This is a genomic window from Roseovarius sp. MBR-154 (assembly GCF_053628595.1).
Genome location: NZ_JBRJGR010000017.1, coordinates 23,161 through 40,022 on the forward strand (window position 1 = coordinate 23,161; position 16,862 = coordinate 40,022).

Consider the following 16,862-nt stretch of genomic DNA (forward strand, 5'->3'; position numbering starts at 1 on the left):
CCCCATTTCTGGCCTGTTATAGTGGTCAGGAGATCCAGACCAACCCGTGCTGGTGTCTCGAATATTTATAGCGGTCTCGATGTCGAGGATGGAGGCAACAGAAGGATCGATGCGTTAAACAACATTGAGAAAGGCCATGTTTGTGCGCTTGGCCGGGAGAATATGTTGCAGAGGATCGTCAATGGTTAAGTAGTGACGCCTGAGCCGAAGGCAAATTGGTGCTGTGAGGGGGGAATGATGGATAACCGAACGGGACAATCCGCAGTAGCGTCCATTCCAGCGCTTCTGCACCGTAACGCCACTGAATTTGGCAACAAGATTGCGTATCGCGAAAAGGAATACGGCATCTGGCAATGCTGGACCTGGGCCGAGGCGGAAAAAGAAATTGAGGCGCTTGCGCTTGGGCTTATCGACCTTGGGGTGAACGCGGGCGATTTTGTTGCTGTCATTGGCCGCAACCGGCCCTATTTCTACTGGTCGATGGTTGCCGCGCAATCGGTGGGGGCTGTCCCCGTGCCGCTCTATCAGGATGCTGCCGCCCCCGAGATGGAATACGTGATGGAGCATTGCGGCGCGCGCTTTGCCATCGTGCAGGATCAGGAGCAGGTGGACAAGCTGATCGAGGTGCAGGAACGGCTGCATCAGCTTGAGCATATCATCTATGTCGATCCGCGCGGACTTCGCAAATACGACCACCACAAGCTGCACGCCTTTGACCATATCCAGCAGCAGGGTCGCGCGGCGCGTGAGGAATTCATCGCTGATCTGAAAGAGCGGCGCGAAAAGCTGAGTTACGACAGCATCTGCGTCATGCTCTACACCTCGGGCACGACGGGCAAACCCAAGGGCGTGGTGCTGTCCAATCGCAATATCATCGAGGCGTCGAAATCCTCGTCCGAGTTCGATCACCTGACCCGTGACGAAGAGGTGCTGGCCTACCTGCCGATGGCCTGGGTCGGGGATTTCATCTTTTCCATCGGGCAGGCCTATTGGTGCGGCTTTTGCGTCAACTGCCCCGAGAGCGCCGAGACCATGCAGCTTAACCTGCGCGAGATCGGGCCGACCTACTATTTCGCGCCGCCGCGTGTGTTCGAGACGCAACTGACGAATGTCATGATCCGGATGGAAGATGCCAGCCGGTTCAAGAAATGGCTGTTCGACACCTTCATGGCGCATGCCCGCAAGGTGGGCCCCGCCATTCTGGACGGCAAACCCATTGGGGCCTGGGACCGGTTCAAGTACGGGGTGGGGAAACTTTTTGTCTATGGCCCGCTCAAGGACACGCTTGGACTTGGCCGGGTCCGCGTGGGCTATACGGCGGGCGAGGCGATCGGGCCGGAGATCTTTGATTTCTACCGCGCTCTGGGGATCAACCTCAAACAGCTCTACGGACAGACCGAGGCATCGGTGTTCATCACCCTGCAACCCGATGGCGAGGTGCGCAGCGACACCGTGGGCGTGCCCGCCCCGGGCGTGGAGATCCGCATCAGCGACAGCGGCGAGGTGTTCTATCGCAGCCCCGGCACGTTTGAATATTACTACAAGAGCTCCGAGAGCACCGCCGACACCAAGGATGCCGAAGGCTGGGTTGCCACCGGCGATGCCGGGTTCTTCGACAAGGATAACGGTCACCTGCGGATCATCGACCGGGCCAAGGATGTCGGCAAGATGGCTGATGGCCGTCTCTTCGCGCCGAAATATGTCGAGAACAAGCTGAAATTCTATCCCAACATCCTGGAGGCGGTGGTGTTCGGCAACGGGCGCGATGCCTGCACGGCCTTTGTCAACATCGACCTCACGGCGGTGGGCAACTGGGCCGAGCGCAACAATATCGGCTATGCCTCCTATCAGGAACTGGCGGGGCATCCGCGCGTGCTCGACACCATTCAGGCGCATGTCGAAGAGGTCAACCGCAGCCTCGCCTCGGACCCGATGCTGGCGCATTGTCAGGTGCATCGCTTTCTCGTGCTGCACAAGGAACTCGATGCCGATGACGGCGAGATGACCCGCACCCGCAAGGTGCGCCGCCGGATCGTCGAAGGCAAATACGAGGATCTTCTGACCGCCCTCTATGACGGGTCGAAGGAGATATTCACCAAGACCGAAGTGACCTACGAGGACGGGCGCAAGGGCTATATCAGCGCGACGCTTCAGATCCGCAACGCGGCGGTGGTTCCGGTCAAGGCAGCAAAGGTGGCGGCGGAATGAAGGACATGACACCCGAGGGCTACACCACCGAGGACGGTCGCAAGATTGGCGGCGTCGTGATGGAGATGAAGAACATCAGCCTGCGCTTTGGCGGTGTGGTGGCGATCAAGGACATCTCCTTTGACATCCGTCAGAGCGAAATCCGCGCGATCATCGGGCCCAATGGCGCTGGCAAGTCGAGCATGCTCAACGTCATCAGCGGTTTTTATCATCCGCAGGAGGGCGAGATCTGGTATCAGGGCAAACTGCGGCCACCCATGAAACCCTTTGAGGTGGCGCAGCAGGGCATTGCCCGCACCTTCCAGAACATTGCGCTCTTCGAGGGGATGACGGTGCTCGACAACGTGATGACGGGCCGGATCCGGCAGATGAAGACCGGCCTTCTGGCGCAGGCGCTCTGGAAGGGCCGCGCGGAACGTGAAGAGGTCGAGAATCGTGCGGTCGTCGAAAAGGTCATCGACTTTCTCGAGATTCAACACATTCGCAAGACGCCCGTGTCACGCCTGCCCTATGGGCTGAAAAAGCGGGTGGAACTCGCCCGCGCGCTTGCGGCAGAGCCGTCGATCCTGCTGCTGGACGAGCCGATGGCGGGCATGAACGTCGAGGAAAAAGAGGACATGAGCCGCTTTGTCCTCGATGTGAACGACGAATTCGGCACCACTATCGTGCTCATCGAGCATGACATGGGGGTCGTGATGGATCTGAGCGACCGGGTCGTCGTGATGGATTACGGCAGAAAGATCGGCGATGGCACGCCCGATGAGGTGCGCAACAATCAGGATGTGATCGACGCCTATCTGGGGGTCGCCCATGACTGATTTCGCACCGCGAAATCACCCCGGACGCGATCCGGGGCCTTACGCCCGCAAGGCCCTGGGGGCGGCCTTCGGACTCGGTATCGCGTTTTTGCCGATGTTCGCCCATGCCGATGGCTGGTCCGAATTCCACACCCGGTGCCTGACGGCGCTGGAAGCGCTCGCGCCGCCGGTGGTTGCAGGGCTTGGTCAAGGCGAAGCTGCGAATGGCTCACTTCGCTATGATCTACCCGATGGCGGGCATCTGCTGGTGGAAAAATCCCCTCCCGACGGTCTCTCGGCCTGTTCGGTCACTGATCCGACGGGGGCATCAGAGGCAGGGTTTGACACATGGATAGCCGAGGCGATCGCGTCCGGGCGCTACATACCGGCAGAGGCGGATACATGGCACAGCAATCAGTGGATCGAGCCGGTCCTCGCGCTCCAAAAGCATCGCGATGACGGAAACCTGACCCTGCGGATCGTGGAGACGCACCTTGAAGCCTGACATCTTACAACGGAACGTCATCGTAACGGAGACATACCATGCCTGATCAGCTGCTATTCGCAATGGAAGTCGTGCTGAACGGGCTCATGGCGGGGGTGCTTTATGCGCTCGTGGCTCTGGGCTTCGTCCTGATCTACAAGGCCTCGGGCATCTTCAACTATGCTCAGGGGGTCATGGCGCTCTTTGCGGCGCTCACGCTGGTCGGGATCATGCAAGGACAGGTGCCCTTTGCCCACCTGATCAATGCGGTATTCGGAACCAAGGTCCACCATTTTGGCTGGGAGGTGCCGACGCTTCTGGCGATCATCCTGACAATTCTGGTCATGATTCTGCTGGCCTGGATCGTCAATCAGCTGATCTTTCGCCATCTGGTCAATCAGGTGCCGATCATCCTGTTCATGGCGACCATTGGCCTCGCCTATTTCCTCGAAGGGTTTGGCGATGTCATGTGGGGCAGCGACATCAAGAAGCTTGACGTCGGTTTGCCGCAGGGGCTCAACCCGGTGATTGACGATCTGACCTATGGCATCTTCGGGTACGGCCTTTTTATCGACAATCTCGATATCGTGGCGACAGTGGTGGCCGCCCTTCTGGTGGTCTCGCTCGTGCTTTTCGCGCAATATTCCAAGCAGGGCCGGGCCATGCGTGCGGTGGCCGACGACCATCAGGCGGCGCTCAGCGTCGGTATCTCGCTCAAGTTCATCTGGGTCATGGTCTGGTCTCTGGCCGGGTTCGTGGCGCTTGTCGCGGGCATCATGTGGGGCACCAAATCGGGTGTGCAGTTCTCGCTGTCGCTGATCGCGCTCAAGGCGCTGCCGGTTCTGATGCTGGGCGGGTTCACGTCGATCCCCGGTGCGATCGTAGGTGGTCTGATCATCGGAGTCGGCGAGAAACTCTTTGAGTTCAGCGTGGGTCCGATGGTGGGCGGTGCCACCGAAAACTGGTTCGCCTATGTACTGGCGCTGATTTTCCTCGTCTTCCGGCCACAGGGCCTGTTCGGCGAAAAGATCATCGAGAGGGTGTGACGGACATGCAAAAGCTGATCGCCACCGTCAACGTGATCGCATGGGCCGGGTTCTGGTCCTTTGGTTATCTCGCGCTCTCGACCAACGTGGAGAACACCGGCCAGATGGTGATGGCCGCAATCCTTGCAGCACTTGGCGGCGGGGTGGGGATGCTGGCCTATCTCTGGCTGGTGCGCCGGTCGGAGGCCTCGGGTCATGCCCGGCCCGCCAATCGCGCAGAACGGCGCGACAATGATGAAATTCTTGGGGAGGTTCTCTAGATGTTTTACCGTGAGGCGGGGGATTTCAAGACCTCCTATACCGACGACAGCCAGACCTTTCCGATCAAGTTCGATCGCTACCGCTATTATGCGGTTCTCGCCGTGGCCTTTGCTGTCATCCCGTTTTTCATCAACGACTACTGGGTCAATGCCGTTCTGCTGCCGTTCCTGATCTATTCGATCGCCGCAATCGGCCTCAACATCCTCGTGGGCTATTGCGGGCAGGTCTCGCTGGGGACTGGTGGTTTCATGGCGGTGGGGGCCTATGCGGTCTACAAGCTGATGACCGCGTTTCCGGAGATCAGCATACTCATCCATGTCATTCTGGCGGGCGGGATAACCGCCGGGGTGGGTGTGCTCTTTGGCCTGCCGTCCTTGCGCATCAAGGGGTTCTATCTCGCGGTGGCGACGCTGGCGGCGCAGTTCTTTCTGGTGTGGCTCTTCAACCGTGTGCCGTGGTTCTACAACTATTCGGCGTCGGGCCAGATCAGCGCGCCGGAGCGGACCATCCTGGGCGTGCCGATCACCGGCGCGCAAACGTCCCCCTGGGCGGCCTATCTGTTCTGCCTCGTCTTCGTCGTGGCCTGTGCGATCATCGCGCGAAACCTGACGCGCGGCATGGCGGGGCGCAAATGGATGGCCATCCGCGACATGGATATCGCCGCCGAGATCATCGGGGTGAATCCGCTCAAGGCCAAGCTGAGCGCCTTCGCGGTCAGCTCGTTTTTCGTGGGCATCTCCGGCGCGCTCTTCTTTGCGGTCTATCTGGGCGCGGTCGAGGTGGGCGAGGTGTTCGGGATCAACAAATCCTTCCTCGTTCTGTTCATGGTGATCATCGGCGGGCTTGGCTCGATCTTCGGCAGCTTTGCCGGGGCGGCGTTTTTGGTTCTCCTGCCGGTGCTGCTGAAAAACACGCTGGTGGGGGGGCTTGGCTGGCCCACCGATCTGGCGGCGCATCTGGAATTCATGATCGTCGGCGCGCTGATCATCATCTTTCTGATCGCCGAACCGCACGGGCTTGCGCAACTCTGGCGCGTCGCCAAGGAGAAACTGAGACTTTGGCCCTTCCCGCATTGAAGAAGGGACAACGGTGGGTCGAAACCCGCCTAACGAGATTGGACGTGGACATACCCGTTCAAGACAAGACGTCGGACAACACCAAGGGAGGAATAAACCGATGAAAACGAAACTAATAACTTGTCTTTTATCAGCACTGTTGGCCGGATCGCCGGCACTGGCTGAACTGACCATCCCACTCTTAAGTTTTCGAACCGGGCCCTATTCTCCAAATGGAATACCTATCGCGGATGGCTATTCCGATTACTTTACGCTGATCAACGAACGTGATGGCGGTGTCGGTGGCATAAAGATCGACATGCCGGAATGTGAAACTGGATATAGTACCGAAAAGGGTGTCGAATGCTATGAGGCAACCAAGGAGAATGCAATTCTCTACCAGCCCGTGTCAACCGGTCTGAATTATCAGTTGATTCCAAAAGCTGGCGTGGATGAAATCCCAATTCATTCAATAGGTCATGGCCGCACTTCAGTCGCTAATGGAAAGGTGTTTAAATGGATATTTAACTATCCAACAAATTATTGGGCAGGTGCGAGCATTGCTATCAAATATCTGCTTCAGGAGAATGGTGGCAACATTGAAGGCAAAAAAATCGCGCTGGTTTATCATAACTCTTCGTTCGGCAAAGAGCCAATTACAACCTTGGAAAACCTAGCCAGAAAACACGGGTTTGTTTTTAGCACTCTGGCCGTTGATCATCCTGGTCAAGAGCAGAAATCGCAATGGTTGCAAATCCGACGTGAGAAGCCTGATTATGTGCTTTTGTGGGGCTGGGGCGTCATGAACCAAGTTGCAATTCAGGAGGCTGCCAACGTGCGTTTCCCGCTGGAAAATATGATTGGCGTCTGGTGGTCTGGTTCTGAATCCGATGTTCTGCCGGCTGGCGAAAGCTCTGACGGTTACAAGGCGCTGGCTATGCATGCCCCTGGGTCAGACTTTGACATCTATAAAGATCTCAAGACGTATGTATACGACAAGGATCTGGCCGCGGGTAACGGCGATCAAATGGGGACCGTTCTTTACAACCGCGGCCTCTATTCCGCAATGCTGGCAGTAGAAGCCGTGAAAAAGGCCCAAGAAATACACGGGACGTCCCAGGTTACAGGGCCAATGGTTCGTGACGGCATGGAGGCGCTTCATATAACTGAGGAAAAAATGGCGAGTCTAGGCTTTGCTAATTTTGCCCCGGAAATCAAGGTGACGTGTTCTAATCACGGAGGCCAAGGTCTGGCTGCTGTACGCCAGTGGAATGCGAAAACGAAAAGCTGGAGCATGTTGACAGGTTTCATAGCGCCGGATTCAGAAGTAGTCGATCCTTTGATTGCCGCAGATTCCGAGGCCTATGCCGCAGAGGCGGGGATCGAACCGCGCTGCAACTAATCGTGGCGTGATGACAAGGGGATGTAGCGGCGCGCCCGCCATCCCCATCCAACCCAAGACGGCCTGTGGATACGCAAACTATTACGGAGAGAGACATGACCGACTCAGTACGCACCGACGAGATCATCCTTGAGGTCAACAATATTGAGGTAATCTATAACCATGTGATCCTGGTGCTGAAGGGGGTCAGCCTGAATGTGCCCAAGGGTGGTATCACCGCCTTGCTGGGCGGTAATGGCGCGGGCAAGACAACGACGCTCAAGGCAATCTCGAACCTGCTGAAATCCGAACGCGGGGAGGTAACCAAGGGGTCGATCATCTATCGCGGAGAGCGAGTGCAGCATCTGGTGCCCTCAGATCTGGTGCAAAAGGGCGTCATTCAGGTGATGGAAGGCCGCCACTGTTTCGAGCACCTGACGGTTGAGGAGAACCTGCTGACGGGGGCCTATACTCGCGGATCTTCGCGTGCGGAGATAGATGCCAACCTCGACATGATTTATAATTATTTTCCGCGCCTCAAGGAGCGCCGCAAAAGCCAGGCGGGCTATGCCTCGGGCGGCGAGCAGCAGATGTGCGCCATCGGCCGCGCGCTGATGGCTCGGCCCGAGACTATCCTTCTGGACGAGCCGTCGATGGGGCTTGCGCCGCAACTGGTCGAGCAGATTTTCGGGATCGTGAAATCGCTGAACGAGAAGGAGGGCTATACCTTTCTTCTGGCCGAGCAGAATACCAATGTGGCGCTGCGTTTCGCGCATTATGGCTATATCCTAGAATCGGGCCGCGTGGTGATGGACGGCCCCGCAAAAGACCTGCGTGAAAACCCGGACGTGAAGGAATTTTACCTAGGCATGTCGGATGAGGGGCGCAAATCGTTCCGCGACGTGCGCAGCTATCGCCGCCGCAAGCGGTGGCTGAACTGATGTCGCCTTGCTCTTAAATCGTTCGCCCTGAATAACCCTCACCCCTCTGTTTTTGCGGTGTATTTTGTGGTTTTCCTTAGGTTTTTGATGCAGCATTTGGTATTATTTCGGTCGGAACCCTGCAATTTCGAGCCGCGTTATGAAGCCCAGAAAACCGCCCGCGGAACAAGATGATCTGCTGCGCGCACGACTGGTCGAGATGATCGACATGCAGAGGTGGTCCTGCTTTTTCGACCAGAATGCAGCCCAGTTAAGGTGGATCAGGGTTTCACATCAGGCTGCCATTTTCATGGGTTCCGTTTTGCTGGCATGGACCTCGTCGGGGGTCAATATGCCATGGGTCGAGTGGGGCCGTTCGGCATTGTAATAGGCGAGCCATTGGCCGATACCCTCCCGGGCTTGTGACCCGGTCTCGAAGGCACGCAGGTAAACGCATTCGTATTTCAGAGATCGCCAGAGGCGCTCGATCATGCGATTATCGATCCAGCGGCCTTTGCCATCCATCGATATCTTCACCTTGGCCTCTTTCAGTTCATCAATCCAGTCGCTGCTGGTGAACTGCGATCCCTGATCGGTGTTGAAGATCTCCGGCGGGCCATATTTGGCCAGCGCCTCATTCAGCGCCGCGACACAGAAGTCTGCCTCCAAGGTATTCGACAGACGCCAGGCCAGAACCTTGCGGCTATACCAATCCATGACGGCGACCAGATACAGGAACCCCCGCTCCATGCGGATATAGGTGATATCGGCGCACCAGACCTGGTTGGGCCGGTTGATCGCCAGCCCCTTGAGCAGGTAGGGATAGATCTTGTGCGCCGGGTGTTTCTTGCTGGTGTTGGGCTCTTGGTAGATTGGCACCAACCGCATCAGACGCATCAGTCGCCGCACACGATGACGGCCACATTTGTGACCCTGCCGCTTCATGTGCCGCGCCATCTGGCGGGACCCATACCACGGGGTCTCCAGGAACTGCTTGTCGATGATCTCCATGAAGGCCAAGTTCTCAGCACTCTCCCTTTTCGGTCGGTAATACAGCGTCGAGCGCGACAGCTGCAGCAGCGTGCATTGACGCCGCTGGCTCAGCTCATGATCCTTGCTCACCATTTTTTGCCTCGCGTCCCGAGCAGTTGAACCGAGGCATTGGCTAAAAAATCCCGTTCCACCACCAGCTGCCCGATCTTCGAATGCAGCTTCTCGATCTCCGCCTCGTTCCCCTTCCCGGGATCAGCGCCCCGCCGGGTGAAGGCCGTGGCCATATTCTCGATCGCCGCGCGCTTCCAGGTGCTGATCTGGTTCGGATGCACGCCATACTTCTTCGACAGCTCGGCCAGCGTCATCTCTTCTCGGATCGCTTCAAGCGCGACCTTCGCCTTGAACTCAGGCGTATGCGACTTTCTCTTTGTCATCTCGGATCGTCTCTCTCGTCATGCGATCCACCTTAACAACTGGTCCGAATTTCTGCGACCACCTCTGGCTATCCTGGTCGGGCCACGCTGACTGCCTGGGTGCGCGAGGCATTTCCCGAAACCGGAACGGTTACGGTCGATGCCCGTGCCCGAGGCCGTGGAACTTACTCTGACGCTGTGAAGCAGGCCGGCGTGGTTGGGCTTTATAGTCGTCAAGAAAGTGCGCAGGCTTTGGCAGAAAAGGTCGGAGTTAGCAGGCCGACGCTGTATGCTTGGAAGAACCAGCTCCTTGGCTCGGAGGCTCCTGTCACTGTGCCCTAATTAATCAGATTCTGCGGATTCAGGGCATTTGGGGACACTTTTGTACCCTTATTTACAATATATCCACAGGCTCCACGCCTCAGGATTTGACGCTACTTGGGGTCTGATGCCGGAGAGTGCAGAATCCTACGCTCTCATGAGCGTTTTCAGGTATTCTGACACGATTAATCTACCCCGCTGACACGGGTTGGTCAAAGATGTAGCCTGTGCAGGCGCTAGAGACGGTGGCCGAACCGGTGATTATCATGCTCTCATCCGCGGATCGGTTACCGCCTGACCAAATTCGATACGGGTTACCTCTCTCTAAGAGCGGATATTTTTCCCAACGTAGTCCGAGGATTTCCCTATCAATGACCGCCATCTCCAGCGTACTGCACAGGCTGTATGAGCTGCCGCATTACGCGGACAATGGCGTCTTGCGTGCGATGTCCCAGATGAAGCCGGCGAGTTCGCGCGCAATGGCTGCGAGCACGCGCGGCTGAGGTTTTCCAGTGTTCGACAGATGACGGAACCGCTTACAAAGCCGCGTCTGTGCCTTCCAGCCGATGTCCTTGATCTCCTGCGTCAGATGCGCTGAACGCTTGAGGAACGGCTGCCCCTCCTTGGGTGGGTGGCGATAGGACCATCCCGCTTCGACAAGCATCGTACGGGCTAGGGCGTTCCCGGTCTTTGTCAGGCACCCGCGCTGCGTTGTGTTCCCGCTGGAATGCTCGCTTGGCACCAACCCGAGCCAGGCCATAAGCTGGCGCGGGTTTTCAAAACGGGTGATGTCGCCAATTTCCGCGACCACCGTCGCCGCGATGATTGTATTCACGCCGCGCAACGCGCGCAGCGCGTCGACTACGGGAGAGAAACGCCAGTCTTGAACGGCTTCATTGATTGCCTGATCCAGCGTCGCGACACGCGTCTCCGCCTGAACAAAACCTCCGATGGCGTGTTTGGCACGGACAAACGGGTCGGGCGTTGGAGGCGCTTGAGGCATTGTTCAGGGTTGGAATGCATATTCGCAAGACTCCGTCGGCTCCCGACGCGAAGCGGCATTTTCTGTCGTTGCTCGCGCCATGGAGCTGAGGACACACCTCGAATTCAACCGGCCCGCAGTCGCCAACTATGCGAGGCGGAGGCAGCAAGGGCGAGCGGTATCGACGTCTCGGCCGAGGGCCTCGTGAATGACATCGCGAACACCCGCATGGGCAAAAAGCAGCGGATGCGGTGGTCGCCGCGCGGGGCTCACCGCATGGCGACGGTGAGAGCTGCTGTTCTCGATGGAAGGCTTTCAGAGGGGCGACTTGAAGCGGCATGATCCCCACGTTCTTTCCACTCCCCTGCATATAGACGGTGCCAGGCTTCGTCAGGATTGCCCAGGCGATCCGCTTGATTCGTGGCCAGCAATGGGTTTGCAAGCTGGCATGCTCAGCGCGATAACAGCACAGGAACCGTCGTATCCTTCAGGATTGCCCGGGTCACGCTGCCGAACAGCAATTGTCTGGAGCGGCTGTGGCTGTGAGCACCCATGATTATCAAATCGGCCTTGTCGCCGGCGGCGGGGTCGTGTCTCGAATCTGGTGGAAATTCTCCGGCAGCGTTCTCCGGGCGGGTTGATTTGGGCCTGATCAGGCGGCGAGGTCAAGGGTCATGGGTTCGATCGGCTTGTCGAGAGTTTGCCAGCCATCGACCTTGCGCATGGTGATCTGGCCGGAGGCGAGCAGCGCTGTCACTGTACCCTAATTAATCAGATTCTGTGGATTCAGGGCGATTTGGGGCGAGATTGTACCCCTAATTACAATATTTCCACAGCCCGTGCTGCAGGCCGACACTAAACGTTTTACGCTTCCCAGAAGGGCAATATCTGTTGGCGCGCTACACGAAGCGGTTAGGTTATCCACAGTTTCAACCGTCTGGTAATTAAGGGTGCAATATTGCAATTAACGGTACAATGCGAAAATTAAGGGTACAAAATACCATTGATATCGCCGGACAATTTCAGGCCGGATTCTGATTAATTAGGGTACAGTGACAGCGGCTTCGCGACGAGCACGGGTTCACCGGCGGCTACACGATCGTGAAGGATTACATGCGACAGCGCGAACGGCGCGGCCGGGAGATGTTCGTGCCGCTGGCGCATGCGCCCGGTCATGCCCAGGCCGACTTCGGCGAGGCGGTGGTCGTCATCAGCGGCATTGAGCAGAAGGCGCATTTCTTTGTCATGGATCTGCCGCACAGTGATGCCTGCTTTGTGCGAGCCTATCCGGCAGCCACTGCCGAGGCCTGGGTGGATGGCCACGTCCACGCTTTCTCGTTCTTCGGCAAGGTGCCGGTATCAGTCCTCTACGATAACGACCGCTGTCTGGTTGCGAAGATTCTTCCTGATGGAACGCGTCAGCGGGCCACGCTGTTCAGCGGGTTCATGTCACATTACCTGTTCCGTGATCGTTACGGGCGGCCCGGCAAGGGCAATGACAAGGGCAACGCGGAGGGGCTGGTCGGTTATTCCCGTCGCAACTTCATGGTGCCGATCCCGCGGTTTGCGACCTGGGGCGCGTTCAACGATTTCCTGGAGGCACAGTGCCTCAAACGTCAGGCGGATGTCCTGCGCGGCCAGTCCGAGAAGATCGCGGAACGCCTCGAGCGGGATCTGGCCGCGATGGCTGATCTGCCGACAGCGCCATTCGATGCCTGCGATCAGGTCACCGGACGGGTCAGTTCGCAGGCGTTGGTGCGCTACAAAACCAATGATTACTCGGTCCCGGTCGCCTACGGCCACCGCGACGTCTGGATCAGGGGCTATGTCGACGTGGTCGTGATCGGCTGCGGCGGCGAGGTCATCGCGCGTCATCCCCGCTGCTACGACCGCGAGGACATGGTCTTCGATGCGGTCCATTACCTTCCGCTGATCGAGCAGAAGATCAACGCTCTCGACCAGGCGGCACCCCTGGCGGAATGGGACCTGCCGCCCGAGTTCGCGACCCTGCGCCGCTTAATGGAAGCGCGGATGATCAAGGCCGGACGCCGAGAATATGTGCAGGTGCTGCGCCTGCTGGAGACCTTCGACATCGACGACCTGCATGCCGCCGTAAAGAAGGCCCTGCAATTGGGGGCGGTCGGCTTCGATGCCGTCAAGCACCTTGTCCTCTGCCACGTCGAGAAACGGCCGCCGAAGCTGGATCTCGATGTCTATCCATACCTGCCGCGGGCGAACGTCGAGACCACGTCCGCGGCCAGTTATATGGCCCTGATGTCGGAGGATGCGGCATGACCGACACCCCGAAGATCCTGCTCGCGGATCATCTCAAGACGCTGAAGCTGCCCACCTTCCTGCGGGAATACGAGAAGCTCGCCCGCCAATGCGCCGCCGAAGGGCTGGATCATGTCCAGTTTCTGGCGCGTCTGGTCGAGCTGGAATTAATCGACCGCGAGCGGCGGATGATCGAGCGGCGTATCAAGGCAGCGAAGTTCCCGGCGACCAAGAGCCTGGACAGCTTCGACTTCAAGGCGATCCCAAAGCTCAACAAGATGCAGGTACTGGAACTCGCGCGATGCAACTGGATCGAGCGACGCGAGAATGTCATCGCCTTGGGGCCCAGTGGAACCGGCAAGACCCATGTTGCCCTCGGGCTGGGGCTGGCGGCCTGCCAGAAGGGCCTCTCGGTCAGCTTCATTACCGCCGCCGCGCTGGTCAACGAACTGATGGAGGCCCGCGACGAACGTCGGCTGCTACGGCTGCAAAAGCAGCTGGCTGGCGTCAAATTGCTGATCATCGACGAACTGGGCTTCGTGCCACTGTCCAAGACCGGCGCCGAGCTCTTGTTCGAACTGATCTCGCAGCGCTATGAGCGCGGGTCCACGCTGCTCACCAGCAATCTGCCCTTCGACGAATGGACCGAAACCTTCGGCACCGAACGCCTGACCGGCGCTCTACTCGACAGACTGACACACCACGTAAACATTCTCGAGATGAACGGCGACAGCTATCGCCTCAGCCAAAGCCGCGCCCGAAAGGCCCGCGCCACCTGATCACACCTAACCGAATTGGCCCTCCGGGCCAATGCGCCATGGCACGTGCCAGCTATTTGGGGAGCGCACGCGCCATGGCGCTTAGTGCCCCGCCACTGGCCTACTTTTGCGCCGCCACGTGGCCGGTTTTGTCTCCGCCGTTGACAGTTCGACGATTTGTGGGCTCGCAGGAACTGATCAAGGGGATCGACCGGTTCTGCCTCTGGATTGACGATGACCGTCTGGAAGAGGCGATAGCGATCCCCGGTATTGCGCGGAAGATCGAGGCGACCCGAATGGCGCGTCTGGATATGAAAGACGTCGCCGGACAAGCGCTCGCGGATCGTCCGCACCAGTTTCGGGAGCACTATGCACCCGAAGGACACGCTTTTTTGGTCCCTGGGGTTTCATCGGAACGACGGCCCTACCTCCCGATTGACCGGGTGAGCGCAGACACCATCGCCTCCAACCTGAACTTCGCCCTCTACGACGCCCCCGACTGGTGCATGGCCCTGATCGCCTCGCGCCTTCATCTGGTTTGGATCGGGACTGTCTGCGGCAAGCTGAAGTCCGACTTCCGCTACTCCAACACTCTCGGCTGGAACACCTTCCCGGTCCCGAACTTCACCGAGGACCAGCTCGCCGCGCTGACGAAATCCGCGATGGCGATCCTGCGCTGCCGCTATCAGCACTACCCGGCCCCGATCGCGGAGCTCTACGACCCGGACAAGATGCCAGATGACCTGCGCGCCGCCCACAAGGCGAACGATGACCTCCTGGAGAGCATGTATATCGGTCGGCCGTTCCGGAACGACACGGAGCGGCTGGAGCACCTGTTCAAGCTTTACGCCGCCCGCGTGAAGAAGCTCAAGAAAGTGAGGGCCGCCTGATGTCCGATTTCGTCCGCGTCACCTACGGCCAGACCGGCAAGACCCAGGCCCCGAACGCGATGGGGATGCGCCCCATGCAGGCCCGGGTCTATGAGGCCCGCGCCGCCCAGTTCATCCTCCTGAAGGCGCCCCCGGCGGCGGGGAAATCCCGTGCGCTGATGTTCGTGGCGCTGGACAAGCTGGAGAACCAGGGGGTCGGCAAGGCCATCGTCTGCGTCCCAGAAACCTCGATCGGGGCCTCGTTCCGGTCCACCGACCTCACCTCTTACGGGTTTTTCGCGGACTGGGAGGTCCAGCCCCGCTGGAACCTCTGCCTCAACGGGGCCGAGGACGGGGCAACCGCGCGCAAGGTGCGCGCCGTGAAGGAGTTCATGGCGTCCGAGGACCGGGTCCTGGTCTGCACCCACGCCACCTTTAGGTTCGCCTTTGACGAGATCGCGGAAGATGAGGGTACAGCCGCGTTTGATAACTGCCTGATCGCGATCGACGAGTTCCACCATGTCAGCGCCGGAGATGATAACCGGCTCGGAGAGATCCTGCGCCGTATCCTGAACCGGGGCTACGCGCATGTGATGGCGATGACCGGGTCCTATTTCCGGGGCGACAGCATCCCGGTCTTGCGCCCGGAGGACGAGGCCCTGTTCCGGTCCATCACCTACAGCTACTACGAGCAGCTGGACGGGTACCGGTTCCTCAAGAGCCTCGGGATCTCCTACAGCTTCTACCGGGACACCTATATCAGCGCGATCCCGGAGGTGCTGAACCCGGACCTGAAGACGATCATCCACATCCCGCACCGCGGCTCCGCGGAGGCCTATGACGTCAAGCAGGCGGAGGTGGGCGCGATCCTGCACGCGCTCGGCGAGGTGATCGGCAAGGAGGCGGAGACCGGGTTCGACCTGGTCCGGCTCCCCACCGGCCGGGTCCTGAAGGTGGCGGACCTCGTTGATGACGGGCCGGAACGGGACCGGGTCAAGGCGTCGCTGAACCGGGAGATGCTCGGGCCGGACGGGAAGCGGGACGATGAGGCGGACCGGGCGAAGGTGGACCTGATCATAGCGCTCGGGATGGCGAAGGAGGGGTTCGACTGGGTCTGGTGCGAGCACGCGCTCACGATCGGGTATCGGTCCTCCCTGACGGAGATCGTGCAGATCATCGGCCGGGCCACTCGGGACGCGCCCGGCAAGCGCCACGCCCAGTTCACCAACCTGGTGGCGGAGCCCGGAGTCGAGACCGGGGTGGTCACGGACGCGGTCAACGACATGCTGAAGGCGATCTCCGGGGCGCTCCTGATGGAGCAGGTCCTGCAGCCAAACTTCAAATTCTATCGGCGCGAGGAGGGGGACACCCGCCCGCCTGTCGAGGTGGACGGTGAGGGGAAGGTCCATATCGGGATCGGGGGGCTGATGGCCCCGCCGACGGACCGGGCGCGCGAGATCGTCGAGAATGACATGCACGAGCTGGTCGCGAAGGCATGCCAGCGGATGGACCGGAGCACGGTCGCGGATGACGTGGCCCCCGAGGTGGCGACCCAGATGGTCCTGACGGACATCATCGAGCGGAGCTACGAGAACCTGACCCCGGACGAGACGGAGGCGGTCCGGCAGGACCTGGCCGCCCGGATGAACCTCGCCGCGATCGCCCGGAAGATGGCCGAGCAGGAGCTGGAGACGGGGGAGGAGGACGCCGGCGGTGACACGGGCGGGCCGGAGGAGAAGGACGCGCCGGACGCGCTGAACCTGATCCGGATGGTGAAGAAGTTCATCAACGTGCAGGAGCTGGACATCGACCTGATCGACTCGATCAACCCGTTCCGGGAGGGGTTCGACGTCGCCTCCAAGGCGCTCGACACGCCCCTTCTTCAGCAGATCCAGTCCGCGATGGTGGCCCAACGCATCCAGATGACGGAGGAGGAGGCGCTGGTCCTCTGGCCCCGCATCAAGCGGTTCACGACGCAGGAGGGGCGCCCTCCGAACCCGAACTCCCCGGACGATCTGGAGCGGCGGCTCGCAGAGGCGCATGCCTACATCCGGACCAAGAAGGCGGAGCGGTTGCGCGTCGCGCAAGGAGGGGCATGAC

The 16,862-nt window shown here is 59.5% G+C and carries 14 protein-coding genes and 3 pseudogenes; 14 read left to right on the forward strand and 3 right to left on the reverse strand.

What is annotated here, in order from left to right:
• Positions 1 to 237 precede the first annotated feature (237 nt).
• From ACSSV4_RS17185 to ACSSV4_RS17220, 8 genes are all read left to right on the forward strand, one after another.
• The gene (locus ACSSV4_RS17185) at positions 238 to 2,208 is read left to right on the forward strand and encodes an AMP-binding protein (protein ID WP_454276316.1); all 1,971 of its coding nucleotides are present in this window, start codon (positions 238 to 240) and stop codon (positions 2,206 to 2,208) included.
• Entirely contained in the window at positions 2,205 to 3,026 is an 822-nt protein-coding gene (locus ACSSV4_RS17190) for an ABC transporter ATP-binding protein (RefSeq protein WP_454276317.1), read from the forward strand. Before ACSSV4_RS17185 ends, ACSSV4_RS17190 begins: the two co-directional genes overlap by 4 nt.
• Positions 3,019 to 3,510, forward strand: coding sequence for a hypothetical protein (locus tag ACSSV4_RS17195; protein ID WP_454276318.1), 492 nt, complete (start codon positions 3,019 to 3,021; stop codon positions 3,508 to 3,510). Before ACSSV4_RS17190 ends, ACSSV4_RS17195 begins: the two co-directional genes overlap by 8 nt.
• A gap of 38 nt (positions 3,511 to 3,548) precedes the next feature.
• A complete protein-coding gene (locus ACSSV4_RS17200; protein WP_454276319.1) occupies positions 3,549 to 4,535 on the forward strand; it encodes a branched-chain amino acid ABC transporter permease in 987 nt (328 codons plus the stop codon).
• A gap of 5 nt (positions 4,536 to 4,540) precedes the next feature.
• Positions 4,541 to 4,795 (forward strand): hypothetical protein, encoded by a 255-nt coding sequence (locus ACSSV4_RS17205; RefSeq protein WP_454276320.1) that lies wholly within the window; start codon positions 4,541 to 4,543, stop codon positions 4,793 to 4,795.
• The gene (locus ACSSV4_RS17210) at positions 4,796 to 5,872 is read left to right on the forward strand and encodes a branched-chain amino acid ABC transporter permease (RefSeq protein ID WP_454276321.1); all 1,077 of its coding nucleotides are present in this window, start codon (positions 4,796 to 4,798) and stop codon (positions 5,870 to 5,872) included.
• Positions 5,873 to 5,972: 100 nt separating this feature from the next.
• The gene (locus ACSSV4_RS17215; protein WP_454276322.1) at positions 5,973 to 7,253 is read left to right on the forward strand and encodes an ABC transporter substrate-binding protein; all 1,281 of its coding nucleotides are present in this window, start codon (positions 5,973 to 5,975) and stop codon (positions 7,251 to 7,253) included.
• A 95-nt stretch (positions 7,254 to 7,348) separates the two neighbouring features.
• Positions 7,349 to 8,173 carry an ABC transporter ATP-binding protein gene (locus ACSSV4_RS17220; RefSeq protein ID WP_454276323.1) on the forward strand — a complete coding sequence of 275 codons (825 nt, stop codon included), beginning with the start codon at positions 7,349 to 7,351 and terminating at the stop codon, positions 8,171 to 8,173.
• Between the two features lie 273 nt (positions 8,174 to 8,446).
• On the opposite strand, the gene ACSSV4_RS17225 is transcribed toward ACSSV4_RS17220, so the two are convergent.
• Positions 8,447 to 9,579, reverse strand: a protein-coding gene (locus tag ACSSV4_RS17225) for an IS3 family transposase (protein ID WP_290899378.1) whose coding sequence is annotated in 2 segments (ribosomal slippage) — positions 8,447 to 9,300 and positions 9,300 to 9,579 — 1,134 coding nt in all. Because the reading frame shifts where the segments join, the coding sequence is not laid out codon by codon here.
• Positions 9,580 to 9,645: 66 nt separating this feature from the next.
• Here ACSSV4_RS17225 and ACSSV4_RS17230 point away from each other — a divergent pair.
• A pseudogene (locus ACSSV4_RS17230) lies at positions 9,646 to 9,882 on the forward strand (transposase); the annotation flags it as partial.
• 415 nt (positions 9,883 to 10,297) lie between these two features.
• Here the strand turns inward: ACSSV4_RS17230 and ACSSV4_RS17235 are convergent.
• A complete protein-coding gene (locus tag ACSSV4_RS17235) occupies positions 10,298 to 10,882 on the reverse strand; it encodes a transposase (RefSeq protein WP_454276324.1) in 585 nt (194 codons plus the stop codon).
• On the opposite strand from ACSSV4_RS17235, the pseudogene ACSSV4_RS17240 reads away from it, so the two are divergent.
• Positions 10,819 to 11,203, forward strand: a pseudogene (locus tag ACSSV4_RS17240) (ISKra4 family transposase); the annotation flags it as partial. The gene ACSSV4_RS17235 and the pseudogene ACSSV4_RS17240 overlap by 64 nt on opposite strands.
• A gap of 110 nt (positions 11,204 to 11,313) precedes the next feature.
• Here the strand turns inward: ACSSV4_RS17240 and ACSSV4_RS17245 are convergent.
• Positions 11,314 to 11,517: a universal stress protein gene (locus ACSSV4_RS17245; protein WP_454276370.1), complete on the reverse strand. Its 204-nt coding sequence runs from the start codon at positions 11,515 to 11,517 to the stop codon at positions 11,314 to 11,316.
• A 403-nt stretch (positions 11,518 to 11,920) separates the two neighbouring features.
• Between ACSSV4_RS17245 and istA the strand changes: the two are divergent.
• The 4 genes and pseudogenes from istA to ACSSV4_RS17265 form a co-directional block, all read left to right on the forward strand.
• Positions 11,921 to 13,156, forward strand: a pseudogene (gene istA / locus ACSSV4_RS17250) (IS21 family transposase); the annotation flags it as partial.
• Positions 13,153 to 13,914 (forward strand): IS21-like element helper ATPase IstB, encoded by a 762-nt coding sequence (gene istB / locus ACSSV4_RS17255; RefSeq protein WP_454276325.1) that lies wholly within the window; start codon positions 13,153 to 13,155, stop codon positions 13,912 to 13,914. The pseudogene istA and the gene istB, both read left to right, overlap by 4 nt.
• Before the next feature lie 38 nt (positions 13,915 to 13,952).
• On the forward strand, positions 13,953 to 14,783 hold the full coding sequence (locus ACSSV4_RS17260) for a type IIL restriction-modification enzyme MmeI (RefSeq protein ID WP_454276326.1): 831 nt from the start codon (positions 13,953 to 13,955) through the stop codon (positions 14,781 to 14,783).
• The gene (locus ACSSV4_RS17265; RefSeq protein ID WP_454276327.1) at positions 14,783 to 16,861 is read left to right on the forward strand and encodes a DEAD/DEAH box helicase; all 2,079 of its coding nucleotides are present in this window, start codon (positions 14,783 to 14,785) and stop codon (positions 16,859 to 16,861) included. Before ACSSV4_RS17260 ends, ACSSV4_RS17265 begins: the two co-directional genes overlap by 1 nt.
• The last annotated feature ends 1 nt before the right edge of the window (position 16,862 follow it).